The sequence below is a fragment of the Pseudomonas sp. JZ114 genome (genome assembly GCF_051027705.1).
Lineage (GTDB): Bacteria > Pseudomonadota > Gammaproteobacteria > Pseudomonadales > Pseudomonadaceae > Chryseomonas > Chryseomonas luteola.
The window spans coordinates 3,233,095-3,249,491 of the sequence record NZ_CP069256.1 but is presented as its reverse complement, the minus strand read 5'-3'; the positions used below and the strand labels follow the sequence as shown (position 1 = coordinate 3,249,491).

At 57.4% G+C, this 16,397-nt stretch carries 17 protein-coding genes; 9 read left to right on the top strand and 8 right to left on the bottom strand.

Annotated elements, in window-relative coordinates:
- Positions 1-48 precede the first annotated feature (48 nt).
- Positions 49-942, top strand: coding sequence for a PA4780 family RIO1-like protein kinase (locus tag JQR90_RS15375; protein ID WP_010795527.1), 894 nt, complete (start codon positions 49-51; stop codon positions 940-942).
- A 44-nt stretch (positions 943-986) separates the two neighbouring features.
- Positions 987-1,478, top strand: coding sequence for a bacterioferritin (gene bfr / locus JQR90_RS15370; RefSeq protein ID WP_010795526.1), 492 nt, complete (start codon positions 987-989; stop codon positions 1,476-1,478).
- Positions 1,479-1,509: 31 nt separating this feature from the next.
- On the opposite strand, the gene JQR90_RS15365 is transcribed toward bfr, so the two are convergent.
- Both JQR90_RS15365 and ada read right to left on the bottom strand, forming a co-directional pair.
- A complete protein-coding gene (locus tag JQR90_RS15365; protein ID WP_010795525.1) occupies positions 1,510-1,749 on the bottom strand; it encodes a hypothetical protein in 240 nt (79 codons plus the stop codon).
- A 25-nt stretch (positions 1,750-1,774) separates the two neighbouring features.
- Entirely contained in the window at positions 1,775-2,836 is a 1,062-nt protein-coding gene (ada, locus tag JQR90_RS15360) for a bifunctional DNA-binding transcriptional regulator/O6-methylguanine-DNA methyltransferase Ada (protein WP_010795524.1), read from the bottom strand.
- A 186-nt stretch (positions 2,837-3,022) separates the two neighbouring features.
- Between ada and JQR90_RS15355 the strand changes: the two genes are divergently transcribed.
- From JQR90_RS15355 to JQR90_RS15335, 5 genes are all read left to right on the top strand, one after another.
- Complete coding sequence (locus tag JQR90_RS15355) at positions 3,023-3,781, top strand: substrate-binding periplasmic protein (RefSeq protein WP_010795523.1); 759 nt, start codon at positions 3,023-3,025, stop codon at positions 3,779-3,781.
- On the top strand, positions 3,772-5,688 hold the full coding sequence (locus JQR90_RS15350) for a GGDEF domain-containing protein (protein ID WP_313727630.1): 1,917 nt from the start codon (positions 3,772-3,774) through the stop codon (positions 5,686-5,688). The genes JQR90_RS15355 and JQR90_RS15350 overlap by 10 nt, the downstream gene beginning before the upstream one ends.
- Positions 5,685-6,422 carry a substrate-binding periplasmic protein gene (locus JQR90_RS15345; RefSeq protein ID WP_010795521.1) on the top strand — a complete coding sequence of 246 codons (738 nt, stop codon included), beginning with the start codon at positions 5,685-5,687 and terminating at the stop codon, positions 6,420-6,422. The genes JQR90_RS15350 and JQR90_RS15345 overlap by 4 nt, the downstream gene beginning before the upstream one ends.
- A gap of 166 nt (positions 6,423-6,588) precedes the next feature.
- Positions 6,589-7,218, top strand: coding sequence for a phosphatase PAP2 family protein (locus JQR90_RS15340; protein WP_073449899.1), 630 nt, complete (start codon positions 6,589-6,591; stop codon positions 7,216-7,218).
- Between the two features lie 146 nt (positions 7,219-7,364).
- Entirely contained in the window at positions 7,365-8,228 is an 864-nt protein-coding gene (locus JQR90_RS15335) for an isocitrate lyase/PEP mutase family protein (RefSeq protein WP_010795519.1), read from the top strand.
- Between the two features lie 77 nt (positions 8,229-8,305).
- Here JQR90_RS15335 and cyoB read toward each other — a convergent pair whose 3' ends face one another.
- The 4 genes from cyoB to JQR90_RS15315 form a co-directional block, all read right to left on the bottom strand.
- Positions 8,306-10,330 (bottom strand): cytochrome o ubiquinol oxidase subunit I, encoded by a 2,025-nt coding sequence (gene cyoB / locus JQR90_RS15330; RefSeq protein ID WP_010795518.1) that lies wholly within the window; start codon positions 10,328-10,330, stop codon positions 8,306-8,308.
- 187 nt (positions 10,331-10,517) lie between these two features.
- On the bottom strand, positions 10,518-10,928 hold the full coding sequence (cueR, locus tag JQR90_RS15325) for a Cu(I)-responsive transcriptional regulator (protein ID WP_010795517.1): 411 nt from the start codon (positions 10,926-10,928) through the stop codon (positions 10,518-10,520).
- Positions 10,925-13,309, bottom strand: a complete 2,385-nt coding sequence (locus tag JQR90_RS15320; protein ID WP_010795516.1) for a heavy metal translocating P-type ATPase — start codon at positions 13,307-13,309, stop codon at positions 10,925-10,927. The genes cueR and JQR90_RS15320 overlap by 4 nt, the downstream gene beginning before the upstream one ends.
- A 66-nt stretch (positions 13,310-13,375) precedes the next feature.
- Positions 13,376-13,909, bottom strand: a complete 534-nt coding sequence (locus tag JQR90_RS15315) for a cytochrome b (RefSeq protein ID WP_010795515.1) — start codon at positions 13,907-13,909, stop codon at positions 13,376-13,378.
- A 167-nt stretch (positions 13,910-14,076) separates the two neighbouring features.
- On the opposite strand from JQR90_RS15315, the gene JQR90_RS15310 reads away from it, so the two are divergent.
- Positions 14,077-14,274, top strand: coding sequence for a heavy-metal-associated domain-containing protein (locus tag JQR90_RS15310; RefSeq protein WP_010795514.1), 198 nt, complete (start codon positions 14,077-14,079; stop codon positions 14,272-14,274).
- Here the strand turns inward: JQR90_RS15310 and JQR90_RS15305 are convergent.
- Positions 14,253-14,885, bottom strand: coding sequence for a TetR family transcriptional regulator (locus JQR90_RS15305; RefSeq protein WP_010795513.1), 633 nt, complete (start codon positions 14,883-14,885; stop codon positions 14,253-14,255). The two genes, JQR90_RS15310 and JQR90_RS15305, sit on opposite strands and share 22 nt — an antisense overlap.
- Before the next feature lie 129 nt (positions 14,886-15,014).
- On the opposite strand from JQR90_RS15305, the gene JQR90_RS15300 reads away from it, so the two are divergent.
- Positions 15,015-16,193, top strand: coding sequence for a Bcr/CflA family multidrug efflux MFS transporter (locus JQR90_RS15300; protein ID WP_010795512.1), 1,179 nt, complete (start codon positions 15,015-15,017; stop codon positions 16,191-16,193).
- A gap of 5 nt (positions 16,194-16,198) precedes the next feature.
- On the opposite strand, the gene JQR90_RS15295 is transcribed toward JQR90_RS15300, so the two are convergent.
- A complete protein-coding gene (locus JQR90_RS15295; protein ID WP_010795511.1) occupies positions 16,199-16,369 on the bottom strand; it encodes a hypothetical protein in 171 nt (56 codons plus the stop codon).
- Positions 16,370-16,397: the final 28 nt, after the last annotated feature.

Below are 16,397 nucleotides of genomic sequence, written 5' to 3'. Positions count from 1 at the left end.
CGTATAACGTTATGTAGGTATGGCCAGAAGTGATCAACGTACAAACAGATGAAAACACCCAAGCGCATGGAATCTCTGGTCGAGGACGGCCTGATTGATGAGGTGCTGCGCCCGCTGATGAGCGGCAAGGAGGCCTCCGTATATGTAGTTCGGTGCGGCGACGAGATCCGTTGCGCCAAGGTCTACAAGGAAGCAAACAAGCGCAGCTTTCGTCAGGCGTCCGAGTATCAGGAGGGTCGCAAGGTGCGTAATAGCCGTCAGGCACGCGCCATGGCCAAGAGCACTAAATACGGCAGAAAGGAACGGGAGGAAGCCTGGCAGAATGCCGAGGTTGCCGCCCTGTACCGGCTGGCTGGCGCCGGCGTTCGCGTACCGAAACCGCATGACTTCCTGGACGGCGTCCTGCTGATGGATCTGGTGACGGACGAGCGGGGGGATGCCGCTCCGCGTTTGAATGACGTGACCCTGACGCCCGACGAGGCCCGTGAATATCATGAGCTGATGATCCGGCAAGTGGTGCTTATGCTGTGTGCCGGACTGGTACACGGCGACTTGTCCGAGTTCAACGTGTTATTGGCGACCGATGGGCCGATGATCATTGACCTCCCTCAGGCAATCGATGCGGCGGGCAACAACCATGCCTTCCGTATGCTCGCCCGTGATGTGGAAAACATGGCCCAGTATTTTGGGCGTTTTGCGCCTGAGCTGAAGCAGACCCGGTATGCACCGGAAATGTGGGCGCTTTATCAGAAGGGCGAGCTATACCCGCACACCCCGCTTACGGGCATCTATGCTGAACCCGAGGGGCAGACCGATGTTTCATCCGTCATGCGCGAAATCGAAGATGCCCGTCGCGAAGAGGCACGTCGCCAAGCGGCTCGTAAAGAGGCCGAGGCACCGTCGTCCAGCGATGAGCCTCCACCCCCGCCATGGCTGAGCTGAGCCTGATGTTCGGCCCGGTGCGATCATTTTATTAGGTAGTAACCATGAAAGGTCATACGCAAGTCATTGATTATCTAAAGGACCTGCTCCGTGGTGAGCTGGCCGCACGCGATCAGTACTTCATCCATTCCCGTATGTATGAAGACTGGGGGTATCTGCGCCTTTACGAGCGCATCAACCATGAAATGGAAGAGGAAACCCAACATGCAGATGCCCTGCTGCGTCGTATCCTCTTTTTGGAAGGGCAGCCGGACATGCGCCCCAAGGACATCAATGTAGGCCATACAGTGCCGGACATGCTGCGCAGCGATCTGGCGCTGGAATACGAAGTGCGTGAGGCACTGGCCCAAGGCGTTGCGCTGTGTAACAGTGTGGGTGATTTCGTCAGTCGTGAAATCCTGGTGGCACAGCTTGAAGACACCGAAGAAGACCACGCCTATTGGCTGGAGCAACAGCTGCGCCTGATTGACAAGCTGGGGCTGGAAAATTACCTGCAATCCCAAATGAAGGCCGGCGAGCCTTCCGAGGCGGTATAGCGCGCCTGGTTATGAGGCGCAATACAGCGCCTCAGGCCACTTCCTGAATACAGACATCACTTAGCCCAACCTCAACGGCACGTCGCTCGATGCTGGGCTGAGCATGCAGCTCCCAAGGGGCATCCACCACACCGGTGGGCTCGGGGACATGCTTGATCAGTAGCTGCATGATGGCCTGCTCCTGAGTGATGGGTTCAAAACTCTCCATCTGTTCTTCGAGCGGCTCGCCATTAAAGCGGTAGTGAATGGCGTAACGGTGCAGGTTATGCATAACGATCTCCTTGAAGGACCTGTACCTAGATGGACCGCGGCGGCGCCTTACTCGTTTCAATCATTTCGGCTTCGCGCTTGAGTAGCGTCTCCTTGCGCGCAACGCCCCAGCGATAACCGGTCAACGCTCCGCTGGCGCCGATGACGCGATGACAGGGCACCAGCAGGCCCAGGGTGTTACTGGCACAGGCGCGGGCAATGGCGCGTGGATGACTGTCCAGTTCTACAGCAAGCTCCCCGTAGCGCCGGGTCTCGCCGGGTGGGATCTGCATGAGGGCCTGCCAGACCCGTTGCTGAAAGGCACTACCCTGCATATCCAGCGGCAGGGCATGCACCTGGGTCGGCTTATCGAGCTGAGCATGGACATGGGCAAGCTCATCGGCCAGGGCGGCGTCGTCATGCTCGCAATGGGCGGCGGCAAAGCGCTCGGCCAATTCCCGTTCAAGCGCTGATGCCTCGTCCCCAAACAATACGGCGCAGAGACCACGGGAGGTCTTGGCGGCTAATACCAGCCCAAGTGAACAGACAGCAATGCCATAACGGATGTGTTCTCCCGCACCCTTGCGCCGACGTTGCGCCAGCGCCAGGGCGTTGGGCTGTTCATAAACGGCGCGGCTGCTCCCATACCCACTTGCAAGGGCCGCTTCCAGAACTGTATCTGCCCGAGGCAGGTTGGCCTGCAGGCGTTGCTGGCGACGGGCTTCAGCCCAGGCGCGGGGTGTAAGCCCGGTACGCTGTTTGAACAACCGGGCCAGATGCGAGGGTGAAAGCCCAATGCGCGAGGCCAGTTGATCCAGGGAGAGTGGCTGCTCGGCCTGGTCGAGCAGGGCACATGCTGCCTGAATCAAGGCGTCCTGCTGCTTAACGGGGCTTTCCCGGTCCGGCTGACAGCGTTTACAGGCGCGATACCCGGCTGCTTCTGCCTCGCGTGGCGTTGTGTAGAACGTCACACGCTCCTGACGAGGGCGACGGGCAGGGCAGGAGGGGCGGCAATAGATGCCAGTGGTCTGGACCGCAAACACGAATCGGCCGTCATGGGCCGTATCGCGGGTACAGACGGCATTCCAGCAGAGGTCGATGTCGAGCATGGCGGGGATCTCATCTCGTCAGGGTTTGGATGATTGTCGGCTTCCAGGCCGCGGTGGGCAATCCGATTCACGCTTTCAAATCCGTACAGGCACGCTCCGTCCGAGACGAATAAAGATTTGTATCACTCGAGCGATACCCTCTCACAGTTAACACGAAACTAGCCTCTGGGCTTCTGGGACCAGGCAATGAGCCAGATCAAGACCGCACTGTTTTTTCTGACGCTTCTCATGGGCGGTCTGCAACCTGTTCAGGCCCGCGAGGTAGCGCTGCGCGTCGTGACGGAAGAGCTGCCGCCTTACAACATGACCATTTCCGGCAAGCTGACCGGCTTTAGTACAGAAGTTGTAGAGGCTGTATTGGCCCAGGCCGGACTCGACGGGGCCTTTCAGTCAATGCCCTGGGCCCGCGCCTACGAGACGGCGCTGCACGATGAAAATGTCCTGATTTATTCGATTGCCCGTACACCCCAGCGGGATGGGCTATTCAAATGGGTTGGCGTCATTGCTCCAGCTCAATGGGGGCTATTCAGTGACCGTACGCGGAATATTTCTCTTAATGCACTTGAGGATGCCAGGCGCTATCAGATCGCTACGGTACATGGTGATGTAGGCGAACAGTATTTGCAGTCCCGCGGCTTTTCCGTGGGACTGAACCTGCAATCCAGCAATACCTACGCGCAAAACTACCAGAAGCTCAAGCGTGGACGGGTGGACCTGTGGGTCGCCAATGCCGTTATGGCCAAGTATCTGGCGCGGCAGGCAGGTGAACCGTTTGATGACACCGTGACTCAGGTTTATCCACTGACCGATATCGGACGCAACGAAGGGCTATATATGGCTTTCAGCGCCCGGACGCCCGATGAAGTGGTCGCCCGAGCCCGAGAAGGGTTCGAGCAGATCAAGCGTAACGGTATCTATGAGGCATTGAAAAAGAAATGGCTGTAGATGCCGATAATACTCATGCAGAGCTGCCGGAGCACTGGCAGCAGGGACGACACTCGCTGGGCTGGCGTCTGGTAGTTGTCACGCTGGGGTTCTGTTTTTTTTTCACGCTGATCACCGTTGGGGTTCGTACCTGGGCGGTGTGGCACGAGAATGTTCATCAAATGGACATTGAGTTGGGGCTGATCGAGCAGGTCTACCAGCGCACCCTGACCAAGGCCATCTGGGACATGGATCAGGAGTCGGTCGAGGCGCATCTGGACAGCGCCGTTCATATCGCGTCGGTGGCGCGCGTGCAGCTGACCGTGTTTTCCGCTCAGCAAACGCCGATCGTTCAGGTGCGCTCCCGGACCGGATGGATCGAGTCAAACCTGGCTCCGATGCGCCAGGTTCCTCTGGTCTTTTCACCGTACGCCGGGAGCAGGGAGACTGTTGGGGAGCTGAGACTCTATGGCAATGAAGACCTGCTTTGGTCTGAACTGAAATCGGTCGTGGTATCAATCGTCGGGTTCCAGCTCCTGCAATCCATGCTGCTGGCCGGCCTGATCATTCTTATGTTCAGCCGTCTGGTCACGGTACATATCCGGCGTATTGCGCTTCACTTGGCTGAGTTGAGCCCCGAGCGGCTTCACCTTCCCTTACGGCTTTTTCGTTCTGCCAGGCGCGAGGACGAATTGACCCTGTTGGTACAGGGGATCAATCAGCTACAGAACAACCTGTCCGGGTATCTGGGGCGGCAACATGTGTACGAAAAGGAGCTGGCCGCGCACCGGGATCAGTTGGCCGAGCGCGTACAGGCCCGTACGGCGGAGTTGCAACGCCTGACCGAGGCGCAGCACATGGTGCTGTTATTGTCCAATCGGCTTATCCGTGCGCCGTATGAGCGGCTGGAGCTGTATCAGCAGTCCTGCCTGAGCGAAGTGGCCCAGCGCCTGGGGGCCTGTTATGCCCTTTGGTATATCCGTGAGGAGTCGAGTGCTTATTTTCGTCTGGCCATGCATTGGTGCTGTGAAACCCACGCCGTCCCGGAAAACCAGATCACCGCAGCGCAGCTGGCGCATCTGGAGGTTCTTCTTGATCAGGGCGAGCCGGTTACGTTCACTTCCGGCAAGGCGCTTACCGATGTGCTGTCAGCGTATGGTGCTGCCGCCTTCCAATTATTGAATGCCGAAGCCACTGCATTTGTCCCGGTAGGCGCTGGCGATGAGCAGCTGGGTTTTCTGGTGTTCATTCGCAAGCAGGTTATCGACGTCTGGCAACCCGATGAGCACGCTTTGTTGGCCATGACGGCGCAAATGCTGTTGCACAGCACCCGGCATCGCGTGCAGCTGGGCGACATCATGCAAACCCAGGAGGCGTTGCGGGAAGCCAATGCTCAGTTGAAAGCACTTTCGCGGAGCGACCCGCTGACGGGGTTGCCCAACCGGCGGTATTTCGATGAGGTCAAGGACGTTGAGTTCAGCCGTGCTCAGCGTTCGGGCCAACCCCTGTCCGTGCTGATGTGCGATATCGACTACTTCAAGCGCTACAACGACACCTATGGCCATGCCCAGGGGGATGAGTGTCTGCGCCTGGTGACGGCGGCCATGAAGGCCAGCATTGCGCGGGCGGGTGATCTGGTCGCGCGCCTGGGTGGGGAAGAGTTCGCTGTTCTGCTGCCGGCTACAGACAAGGCTGCGGCGTACCTCTTGGCAGAGCGATTGCGTCAGGCTGTCTGTGACTTGGCTATTCCTCATGACGAATCGTCTGTCGCACCCATCGTCACCCTGAGCATCGGCCTGGCCACGTTCGAAGCAGGCATTTCCAGTACCTTTCATGAGCTGCTCGAACTGGCTGATCGATCCTTGTACCAGGCGAAAGGGGATGGTCGTAATCGGGTGGTGAGCGCCACATTCAGGGAGACGTTATGAAAATTGGAAAATGGATAGCACTGCTGGCGGGGATGGTTGTTACTCATGTCATGGCCGAGCCGATTCAGGTGGTTACTGAAGAAAGCCAGTTCATTACAGTCCAAAATGGGCGTATTGGAGGAGCGGCAACAGAGGTCGTTGAGCTCACGCTGAGTCGGGCCGGGCAGACGGACTACAGGATTGGTCTTTACCCTTGGGCAAGGGCCTACGATATCGCGACTAACCAGCCAAACGTTCTTATCTATCTGGTTGCCCGGACACCGCAGCGTGAACCCTTATTCAAATGGGTAGGGCATGTAACGAGCATGCAATATTACTTTTACAAGCTGAAGTCCCGTACGGATATTGATCCGCAGAGCCTGGAGGATGCGCGGCAATACAGCGTAGGTGTGATGCGTGATGATTTCCGGCATCAGTATCTACTGCACCATGGGTTTTCCCGGTTGGTGATATCGGCTGGGGTTGAAGAGAACTTTCAAAAGCTCATCAATGGACAGGTGCAGCTGGCACCGCTGACGGAAAGCAGCGCCGCCCACGAGTGCGCCCGAAAGCATTTTGACTGTACCGAACTGGAACAGGTTGCAGCGCTAGGTACCATTGAGGCGGAACTGTACATGGCTTATAGCGTGGCAACGGATGATGCTGTCGTGGAAAGCACCCGCACCGCCTTCGGACAGCTCCAGCAGGAAGGTGTTGTCGACAAGATCATTGGTACGCTCACGAATAACCACTGAGACACCTGCTCGCTGCATTACGAATTGATGCAGGTCTCGTCTTTACCGTAACGCATTGTCGGTTATTTGCAGGAATACACACCTTGGCAATCCGGTGATTACTTGCGCCGACATGCCGTTATCCTAAGGTGTCTGAGGATTGTTTTTGTAATTAAGGGATTGAGCGATGCAGGCTTTGACAACCATTACCAATTTTGGTGATTCCTCGGTCATGTTGCCGTGCGCATTCATTATTGCTCTATGGCTGTGGCTTGGCGCTTCACGCCGTACGGCATTGCTCTGGCTGTCGTTATTTGGTGGGGCATGCCTGCTGGTAGCAATTTCCAAGATGGCTTTCTTTGGCTGGGGTATTGGCATCCGTGCCTACGACTTCACCGGCTTTAGTGGACACTCCATGCTGGCCTGCAGTGTCATACCGGTTCTGTTCTGGCTGTTGGCAGCCAAGGCCCGGTCTGTCGTGCGCTGGGTCTGTGCCGGAGCCGGGGCGCTCTTCGCCCTCGCGATTGCGGTCACCCGAATCAAGTTGGGGTTTCACTCGGTTTCCGAAGTGGTTACCGGGGTGCCGATCGGCTTTGCAGCCAGTGGTGTCTTTCTCTGGCTCATGCGTGATCGAGCGGTCGTGGTGAAATCAAACCTGGCTGTCATTGCCAGCCTGCTGGCCCCCTTGCTGGTGCTCTATGGGCTCAATGCACCAACCCAGCATTTCATGGAAGATGTCGCAACCAAGCTGGCCAACGGTGCGAACCCCTATACGCGTGCTCATCAGCGTGCAGGTGTTAAGCCGATAGGCGATTAGACCTTAGTAGGGTGTATGATGGTGCATCCCGAGGAGTGACAGCTGCCATGGAGCAATCTTCTCCCGTACAGCTGTCATAGAAGCATAGATGGTGCGCTCGTGTGTCATCGGCTTCGAATCCATCAGCCCTGTCCAATGGAGGTCTTATGGCCACACCTTCGCAGCATGAGTTGCGAAAGCAGTTTCGTGCATTGCTTGAATCCAATAAGTGCTATGACGTTGGTTCGGTATTCGATCCGATGTCTGCCCGCATCGCGGCCGATCTAGGCTTCGAAATGGGTATCCTGGGTGGATCTGTCGCATCGCTCCAGGTTCTGGCTGCACCTGACTTTTCCCTCATTACCTTAAGCGAATTCGTTGAGCAGGCGACCCGTATCGGTCGTGTTGCGACACTGCCCATCATTGCCGACGCCGATCATGGCTACGGTAATGCCCTGAACGTCATGCGTACCATCGTCGAGCTTGAGCGCGCCGGTGTGGCAGCCTTGACTATTGAAGACACCCTGCTGCCTGCCCAGTATGGTCGCAAGTCCACCGACCTGATTCCGCTGGACGAAGCTATCGGTAAAATCCAGGCGGCACTGGCGGCCCGTATCGATCCGGCACTAAGCGTGTTTGCCCGGACCAATGCCGGTGTCTTGAGCGTTGAGAAAACTATCGAGCGCGCCCGTGCTTATCAGGATGCAGGCGCCGATGGTATCTGCATGGTGGGTATCAAGGACTTCGATCATCTGGAGCAGATTTCGCAGCACCTGAGCGTGCCGCTGATGCTGGTTGCCTATGGCAATCCTGAACTGCGTGATTTCGAGCGTCTGGCCAGCCTGGGCGTGCGTATCGTTCTAAATGGCCATGCGGCCTATTTCGCCGCTATCAAGGCCACCTACGACTGCCTGCGTGAACAGCGCGGCATCCATGCTTCCGACCTGAGTGCTTCCGAACTCTCGACGAAGTATTCCACGCTTGATGAGTACCGTGTCTGGGCACGTGACTACATGAACGTGAAAGAGTAAGGCGCTTCTTCGCGTCCCGACTCCAGTGAGCCCGACTGCCTGCTGAACGGAGAACTTCCACTCAGCAGGCGGGCCGCTTAAACCATCGTATACGCCTTGGGCGATGCCGCATCCTCCTGACTCACCCCCGTACACTGCTCCCGCTGCGCCTTGTGCGCTTCCTCCATGCGGGCCACATCTGCAGCCTTGATGTAATAGCCGTGATCGTCCTTGAAGCTATGCAGGATGGCAGTGGCAATCATGCCGATAAATCCCAGAATGGCCATCCACCAGATGTACCAGATCAGACCAAAGCCCAGCACAAAGCTGAATCCGGCGATGATCAGCCCGGCGCCGGTGTTGCTCGGCATGTGGATATCCTTGTAATCCGCCTGGTGCTTTTCCCTGACGCCATGCTCTTTCATGTCCAGATAGGCATCAATGCCATGGACTTCCGGCAGCTCGGCAAAGTTATACGGAGCTGGAGGCGAGGCTGTGGACCATTCGAGCGTACGGGCATCCCACGGATCGCCGGTCAGGTCCTTATTGTGGGCGCGCTGGTGAATGCTGACGAGCAGCTGCGCTATCTGGCAGATGATGCCACACAGGATGGTCAGAGCACCGATCGCTGCCACGATCAGCCAGGGGTGCCAGTCTGGGTTGGCATAATGGTTGAGGCGGCGCGTCATGCCCATGAAGCCCAGCACATAAAGCGGCATGAAGGCCAGGTAGAAGCCGACCACCCAGAAAAACAAGGCATAGCGGCCAAGCCTTTCGTTCAGGGTGAAGCCAAACATTTTGGGAAACCAGTAGGTGATGCCGGCAAAGTAGCCAAACAAGGCGCCGCCAATTATTACGTTGTGGAAGTGCGCTACCAGGAACAGGCTGTTGTGCAGGACGAAATCAGCCCCCGGGACGGCCAGCAGCACGCCGGTCATGCCACCGATGGTAAAGGTTACGATGAAGGCAACGGTCCACAGCATCGGGGTAGTGAACTGAATCCGCCCCTTGTACATGGTGAAGAGCCAGGTAAAGATCTTTACGCCGGTTGGAATGGCAATGATGCTGGTGGCAATGCCAAAGAATGCGTTGACGTTAGCTCCTGAGCCCATCGTGAAGAAGTGGTGCAGCCACACGAGGAACGAGAGCACTGTGATTGCCACCGTAGCCCAGATCATCATGTTGTAGCTGAACAGACGCTTGCGGGTAAACGTCGCGGTCACTTCGGAGAACACGCCGAACGCCGGCAGGATCAGGATGTACACCTCGGGATGGCCCCAGGCCCAGATGAGGTTCACGTACATCATGGCGTTGCCGCCCAGTTCATTGGTGAAGAAGTGCATTCCCAGGTAGCGGTCCAGACTCAGTAGCCCCAGGGTTACGGTCAGGATCGGGAAGGCGGCCAGAATCAGCACGCTGGTACAAAAGGCCGTCCAGGTAAAGATCGGCATTTTCATCAACGTCATGCCGGTGGTACGCATCTTCAGGATCGTGACGAAGAAATTGAGACCGGTCAGGAGCGTGCCGAGGCCTGAGATCTGTAAGCTCCAGATGTAATAGTCCACGCCAACGCCAGGGCTGTACTTGATCCCGGAAAGCGGCGGGTAGGCCACCCAACCCGTCTTGGCGAACTCGCCCAGGCCGAGCGACAGGTTGACCAGTACTGCCCCGACAACGAACAGCCAGAAGCTGAGCGAGTTGAGGAACGGGAAGGCCACGTCACGTGCGCCGATCTGCAGCGGTACTACCACGTTCATCAGGCCGACCACCAATGGCATAGCTACGAAAAAAATCATGATCACGCCATGGGCGGTAAAGATCTGGTCATAGTGATGCGGGGGCAGGTAGCCCTCTGCGCCGCCCGCCGCAATGGCCTGCTGGGCGCGCATCATGATTGCATCCGAGAACCCCCGAAGCAGCATTACCATGGCGACGATGATGTACATCACGCCAATTCGCTTGTGATCGACCGAGGTCAGCCACTCCGACCACAGCCAGCGCCACTTGCGAAAATAGGTGAGTGCACCCACAGAGGAGAGGGCCACCAGAATAATGAAGCCGATGGCGCCCATGATAATAGGTTCATGAATCGGAATGTCCGATACACTGAATCTTCCGTACATTCGCGTTGCTCCTCCAATGTAACTAGGCGTAATGACCTGAACGCTGGAGATTTCGTTAGTTCCACTCAATACCCTATCGAGCCCGCCTCAGGCCTTTTGCAGGCCGGTGTTTAGGATGAGGCTCAACGAACATTGGCGGCACGAAGCGAAAAGAGCGCCATGCCTTCAGTGCTGGTCCCGGTACCGCTCAAGAACTGCAATGTCGACAGGACGCTTTGCCCAGCGAGTCCAGAATGGCGCATTCAGGATGTTCGTTGCCCGGGCACTGATCCACCAGCTGTTGAAGAGTGTCACGCAGGCTCGCCAGTTCAGCGATCTTGCGGCTCAGTTCATCCACATGGGCGCTGGCCAGGGCCTTGACCTCGGCGCTGGAGCGGTGTCGATCACGCCAGAGTCCCAGGAGCCTGCCGATTTCCTCAAGCGAAAATCCCAGGTCTCTCGAGCGCTTGATAAAGGCCAGCGTCTCCAGATCACTGGTGCGGTACTGTCGATAACCACTGGCGCTGCGCCCGGCTGGGTCCAGCAACCCGATGTTTTCGTAGTACCGGAGCATCTTGGGGGTAAGCCCGCTTGCACGGGCGGCTTGGCTGATGTTCATGACTGACTCATCTTCTCTGGTTGCCAACGTTTGAGCAGTAAAGCGTTACTGACAACGCTCACGCTGGAAAAGGCCATAGCAGCCCCGGCGAAGACCGGGTCAAGCAGGCCAAACGCCGCCAGCGGAATACCAATGACGTTGTAAATAAAGGCCCAGAACAGGTTCTGGCGAATCTTGCGATACGTACGACGGCAGATATCCAGCGCCCCCTGCACCAATGCCGGGTCGCCACGCAACAGGGTAATCCCGGCGGCATGCATGGCCACATCCGTCCCGCTGCCCATGGCGATACCCACATCGGCGGCCGCCAGGGCGGGTGCGTCGTTGATCCCGTCACCCACCATCGCCACACAGCGACCTTGCGACCTGAGCTGTTGTACGACCGCGGCCTTATCGGCTGGCAGCACTTGGGCATGAACGTCTCGAATACCGGTCTGCCGTGCAACAACCCTTGCGCTGCCTTCGGTATCACCTGTGATCAGATGGCTGCTGATATGATGCCTTTCAAGCGTGGCAATCGCATGACCCGCTCCCGGCTTGAGCTCATCTCCAAAGGCTAGAAGGGCCAGTACCTTTGGTTCGGGCTGCTGCTCAATCAGCCAGGAAAGCGTGCGACCTTCTTCTTCCCAGGCGTTGGCCTGAGCGATAAGCGGACCTTTATCAAGCCCCAGCTCATGGAGCAATCGCCCGTTAGCCAACGCCAACTGCCGGTGGTCGATCTGGCCCTGAATGCCGCGCCCCGGCAGGGCGCGGATATTCTGCGCAGCAGGTGCGTCCAGCAGGTTCTGCTCGCAGGCAGTGAGAACGGCCTGAGCCAAAGGGTGTTCGCTACCGCGTTGCAGGCGGGCCGACAGGGCAAGTGCCTCTTTCTCACTTACGGTATCTGTCGCCAAATGAATCAGGCGAGGCTGCCCCGAGGTCAATGTACCGGTCTTGTCAAATGCGACGGTATCCACGGCGTGGGCTATTTCCAGCGTCTGCGCATCCTTGATCAAAATGCCGTAGCGTGCCGCGACGCCTGTTCCGGCCATAATGGCCGTAGGCGTGGCCAACCCCAGGGCGCAGGGGCAGGCAATCACCAGAACGGCGACGGCATTGATGAGCGATGTTTCCCAACCTGCGCCTGTCAGCAGCCAGCCAACCAGCGTCAACAACGCGATACCCAGCACGACGGGGACGAACACCTCGCTGACGCGATCGACCAGGCGTTGAATGGGCGCCTTGGCGGCCTGGGCGTCCTCTACCAGCCGAATGATACGCGACAGAACGCTTTCATTGCCTAATGCGGTCACACGAACCGTCAGCACACCCTCGCCATTGATGGAGCCTCCCGTGACACGATCACCCGGTCCTTTGCCCACTGGACGGCTTTCTCCACTGATCAAGGCTTCATCGGCGTAGCTGTCTCCAGACTCCACGAGACCATCGACGGGTATCCGTTCACCGGGGCGGATACGTACCCGATCGTCTATCTTGAGCTCCGCCAGACTGACCTCCTGCTCCAGTCCGTCGTTGGATAACCTAAAAGCCCGTTCCGGTCGCAAGGCTTGCAAGGCACGGATGGCATCACCGGTCTGCTGCTTGGCGCGGCTTTCCAGATATTTGCCCAGGCGGACCAGGGCGATAACTACGGCAGCCGCCTCGAAATACAGGTGCGGCATGCTGTTGGACGGGACGCTCCACCACTGGTATAGGCTAAGGCCGTAGGCTGCGCTGGTGCCAAGGGCAACCAACAAATCCATATTGCCGGAGCGGGCCCGCACAGCTTTCCATGCAGCCACATAAAAGCGAGCACCCAGCAGGAACTGAACGGGTGTTGCCAGTGTAAACTGCACCCAAGGTGGCAGCATGGCGTGGATACCTAGTGGTTGCAGCAGCATCGGCACAATGAGGGGAAGGGCCAATAACAAAGCGAGTATCAGGGCACCGCGTTCCCGGGCCAAACGCTGCCCAGCCGTTTTGTCATCATGGGTGGTGGCAAGTCGGGCCTCATACCCCGCCTTGCCGATGGCGGCCAGGAGCAGGCTCGAATCTGTTCCCGGTATCAGCTCGACATGGGCCTGTTCGGAGGCCAGGTTCACGCTTACGGTATTGACGCCCGGAACCTTGCGTAGCGCGCGCTCGACCCGGTTGACGCAACTGGCGCAGGTCATGCCGGTGATATCAAGTTCGAGCGACTCGGTAGGAACGCTATATCCTGCGCGCGTAATGGCTTGCTGCAAGATAGGAAGCGATCCCTCTGGTGCGTGGACCCGGACACGCTCATTGGCCAGATTGACGCTGGCGTTTTCCACACCTTCAACTTTTCTGAGCGCACGCTCCACCCGGCCGGCGCAGGCCGCGCATGTCATGCCGTGTACGGGTAGATCGAATTCGGTCATGGTTAATCTCCTCATCATAGGATAGAGGATCAACCTTGACCTCGTGTTAAGGTCAAGCCCTGCCGATCAATCCTTGATCAGGGGCAACATGCCGGGCAATACCCGGTCCCGACGCGCCACGTAGTGCCAGATCGCCATGCTGGCATGTCCTAGGATCAACAGGATAAACGCATACTGCACGGTGACATGAACCTGCTTGGCTGCACTGCGAAGCGCTTCAGGCAAGGGCAGAGGGCCAAAGCTGAACAACCAGAAGTAATTGACAGGGCGAGCGCTGAAGATAAGCCCTGTGATGGGCATGAGAAAAAGCAGCGCATACAGCACCGCATGCCCCAGCTTGGCCAGTTTCTGCTGAAGCACGGCATTCGGCGGCAACAGGGCTGGTGAGCCATGTTTGAAGCGAATCATCAGACGAATCACGGTCAGAGCCAGAACGGTAATGCCCAGCGATTTATGCAGGGTGAAGACATCGGCTCCGCTGCCCAGTAGCCCACTGAAAAAATCTTCGAAGTAGGGAAGGGAAATGATGAGGATGACCAGAGGGGCCGTCAGCCAATGCAAAAGAATCTGTGCATTCGAATAACGCGGCAGTGTAGCCATGAGCGAGTCCCTATCCGCACGGTGTAGTGGTGATAGGCCGTTCTTCCGAAAGGGCAAGGCGACCTTTCGCAATAATAGGTGACTTACCGTGCTAACAGAAGCTGTCGAACTTGACCTTGACCTCGTGGGAAGGTTGAGAATGAAATTTTCCCGTCAGGAGATACACCATGCATACCTTTAATGTACAAGGCATGAGCTGTGGCCACTGCGTCAAGGCGGTTACCCAGGCGATCACCGCATTGGACGCATCGGCCAGGGTCGACGTGGATCTGCCAACCGGCAAAGTCACGGTAGACAGTCGCGAAGCTCCCGAGCCGCTGCTGGAGGCGATTCGCGAAGAAGGTTATTCCGCTGAAATCGCCTGATCCCAGTCCCGCACCAGGCCCCGGAAGAGGATATCGAACATTGCGGTCGAATCCTTGACCGGGTCAAACAGGCCGGGGTCGCGCAGCCAGTCGCTGATCAGGCCAATGAACATCGAATGCACGGCAAAGGCAGCCATGCGAGGCGTGACGCCCGGTTGCAGCCGCTTTTCCTGATGCTTCCATAGCTGCTCGCATAAACCTATGAACTGTGAAATAAAGGCGTTATTGCGCTCCTCGGCCTCCCGCAACTCGTCGGTAAATTCACAGCGATGCAGCAGAATGGTCATGACCCGGCGACTGCGCTCATCCTGAGTCAGCCGGTGCATGCCGTTCACACAGACATCTTTCAAGGAAATAATCGGATCTCGTCCCTGACAACCGCAGAGTTGCTGATTAAGCACTTCCATGGGGGTACGAACCTCGTTGAGCATCTCATGGAACAGATGTGCCTTGTTCTGGAAGTGCCAATACACAGCGCCACGTGTGACTCCGCATTCACGAGCTATCATCTCAAGGCTAGTATGCGCCACGCCATTGGCGAGAAAGAGCTGTTCAGCGGCCTCAATAATGTCGCGTCGGGTCTGCTCGGCTTCTTCTTTGGTTCTGCGCATAAGGTTCGTATGAAAATCAAGGATTAAAACGATAGTTTAACGGTTGGCCGTGTATTTACAAACATTGTTGTATGTAACAGCATGGCAGTTCATCGCTTTTGGGCCGCTGGCCCCCTCCGGATCTCCTCAATGACATTTCGCATTTTGTTAATGCTGGGTGCGCTCAGCGCATTTGCGCCGTTTGCCATCGATATGTACCTGCCGTCTTTCCCGTCACTGGCAAAAGCCTTTTCAACGGATGTGGAACACGTCCAGTTGAGCCTTTCGGCGTATTTCGCAGGCTTGTCCATTGGACAACTGTTCTACGGACCGCTGGCAGACCGGTTCGGCCGGCGTATACCGCTACTCACGGGTATCGTTCTGTTCACCCTTGCCTCATTGGCTTGTGCCATGGCGCCTACGCTGGAATGGCTGATTGCAGCGCGTTTTGTTCAGGCATTAGGCGGTTGCGCAGGCATGGTGATTTCGCGTGCCGTAGTGCGTGACTTGTGCGATCCGATTCATGCTGCCAAGGCGTTTTCCCAGATCGTTCTGGTGACCGGGGTTGCGCCGATCCTCGCGCCAATTGGCGGAGGCTTCCTCCTCAATCATGTTGGCTGGCAAGCCATTTTCATCAGTTTGGTGGTCTTTGCCCTGCTATGTGGCAGCGCGGTTGCGCGCTGGCTACCAGAAACCCTGCCGCCCGAGGCACCGCGTCCATTGTTGCGCAACGCGCTGCGGCAATACTGGCAAATGTTGAGTGACAGGAACTTCATGGGGTTTGCGCTTATCGGCGGCATCTCCATGGCAGGCATGTTTGCGTATATCGCAGGCTCTCCGTTTGTGTTCATCAACCTGTACGGTGTACCGGCAGAGCATTTCGGCTGGGTGTTTGGTAGCAATGCGGCAGGATTCATCTTATTTAGTCAGATTAATGCGCGCCTTTTGAGCCGGCACGGCCCATCCTGGCTGCTGACAAGAGTCACGCGGTTTTACGGTGCGGCAAGCCTTGTGCTGCTCGCCATCGCGGCCTTTCAGCCCGCCATGTTGTGGTGGATCTGTGTGCCGCTGTTCTGCTGCATCGCCTCGTTAGGCGGCATCATTCCCAACGCTTCGGCATGCGCAATGGCTGGTCAGGGGAGCAACGCAGGCAGTGCGTCTGCACTGTTGGGATGCCTGCAGTTTTCCATCGCGGCCTTATCGTCCGCGGCGGTAGGAATGCTGCATGACGGTACGGCACGGCCAATGGCGGCAATCATTGCGATCTGTGGCGTGGCAGCAGCGGTGCTGGCCTGGCTGACAACACGTACAAGGCCAGCACCCCACTGATCCGATCAGGCCGGAAGGCTTTCCGGCAGCTTATGAGGGGCTTTCAATCGAGCATTGAGCTTATCGACGTATGTACGCGCTTCGTCCTCGGTTCTAAAGGTGATGGCTTGATCATCCAGACGAACTTGCCAACTACTTTGAGGCGAGCGCGTCAACGGGCGGACTTCAATTTTCATTGCGTATTCCCCCTTCCCTCGGTTGTCG

What these genes read in the sequence shown, in the direction of transcription:
- JQR90_RS15375 (WP_010795527.1), top strand. Translation starts at nt 49, where the DNA reads ATGAAAACACCCAAGCGCATGGAATCTCTGGTCGAGGACGGCCTGATT.
- bfr (WP_010795526.1), top strand. Translation starts at nt 987, where the DNA reads ATGAAAGGTCATACGCAAGTCATTGATTATCTAAAGGACCTGCTCCGT.
- JQR90_RS15365 (WP_010795525.1), bottom strand. Translation starts at nt 1,749, where the DNA reads ATGCATAACCTGCACCGTTACGCCATTCACTACCGCTTTAATGGCGAG.
- ada (WP_010795524.1), bottom strand. Translation starts at nt 2,836, where the DNA reads ATGCTCGACATCGACCTCTGCTGGAATGCCGTCTGTACCCGCGATACG.
- JQR90_RS15355 (WP_010795523.1), top strand. Translation starts at nt 3,023, where the DNA reads ATGAGCCAGATCAAGACCGCACTGTTTTTTCTGACGCTTCTCATGGGC.
- JQR90_RS15350 (WP_313727630.1), top strand. Translation starts at nt 3,772, where the DNA reads ATGGCTGTAGATGCCGATAATACTCATGCAGAGCTGCCGGAGCACTGG.
- JQR90_RS15345 (WP_010795521.1), top strand. Translation starts at nt 5,685, where the DNA reads ATGAAAATTGGAAAATGGATAGCACTGCTGGCGGGGATGGTTGTTACT.
- JQR90_RS15340 (WP_073449899.1), top strand. Translation starts at nt 6,589, where the DNA reads ATGCAGGCTTTGACAACCATTACCAATTTTGGTGATTCCTCGGTCATG.
- JQR90_RS15335 (WP_010795519.1), top strand. Translation starts at nt 7,365, where the DNA reads ATGGCCACACCTTCGCAGCATGAGTTGCGAAAGCAGTTTCGTGCATTG.
- cyoB (WP_010795518.1), bottom strand. Translation starts at nt 10,330, where the DNA reads ATGTACGGAAGATTCAGTGTATCGGACATTCCGATTCATGAACCTATT.
- cueR (WP_010795517.1), bottom strand. Translation starts at nt 10,928, where the DNA reads ATGAACATCAGCCAAGCCGCCCGTGCAAGCGGGCTTACCCCCAAGATG.
- JQR90_RS15320 (WP_010795516.1), bottom strand. Translation starts at nt 13,309, where the DNA reads ATGACCGAATTCGATCTACCCGTACACGGCATGACATGCGCGGCCTGC.
- JQR90_RS15315 (WP_010795515.1), bottom strand. Translation starts at nt 13,909, where the DNA reads ATGGCTACACTGCCGCGTTATTCGAATGCACAGATTCTTTTGCATTGG.
- JQR90_RS15310 (WP_010795514.1), top strand. Translation starts at nt 14,077, where the DNA reads ATGCATACCTTTAATGTACAAGGCATGAGCTGTGGCCACTGCGTCAAG.
- JQR90_RS15305 (WP_010795513.1), bottom strand. Translation starts at nt 14,885, where the DNA reads ATGCGCAGAACCAAAGAAGAAGCCGAGCAGACCCGACGCGACATTATT.
- JQR90_RS15300 (WP_010795512.1), top strand. Translation starts at nt 15,015, where the DNA reads ATGACATTTCGCATTTTGTTAATGCTGGGTGCGCTCAGCGCATTTGCG.
- JQR90_RS15295 (WP_010795511.1), bottom strand. Translation starts at nt 16,369, where the DNA reads ATGAAAATTGAAGTCCGCCCGTTGACGCGCTCGCCTCAAAGTAGTTGG.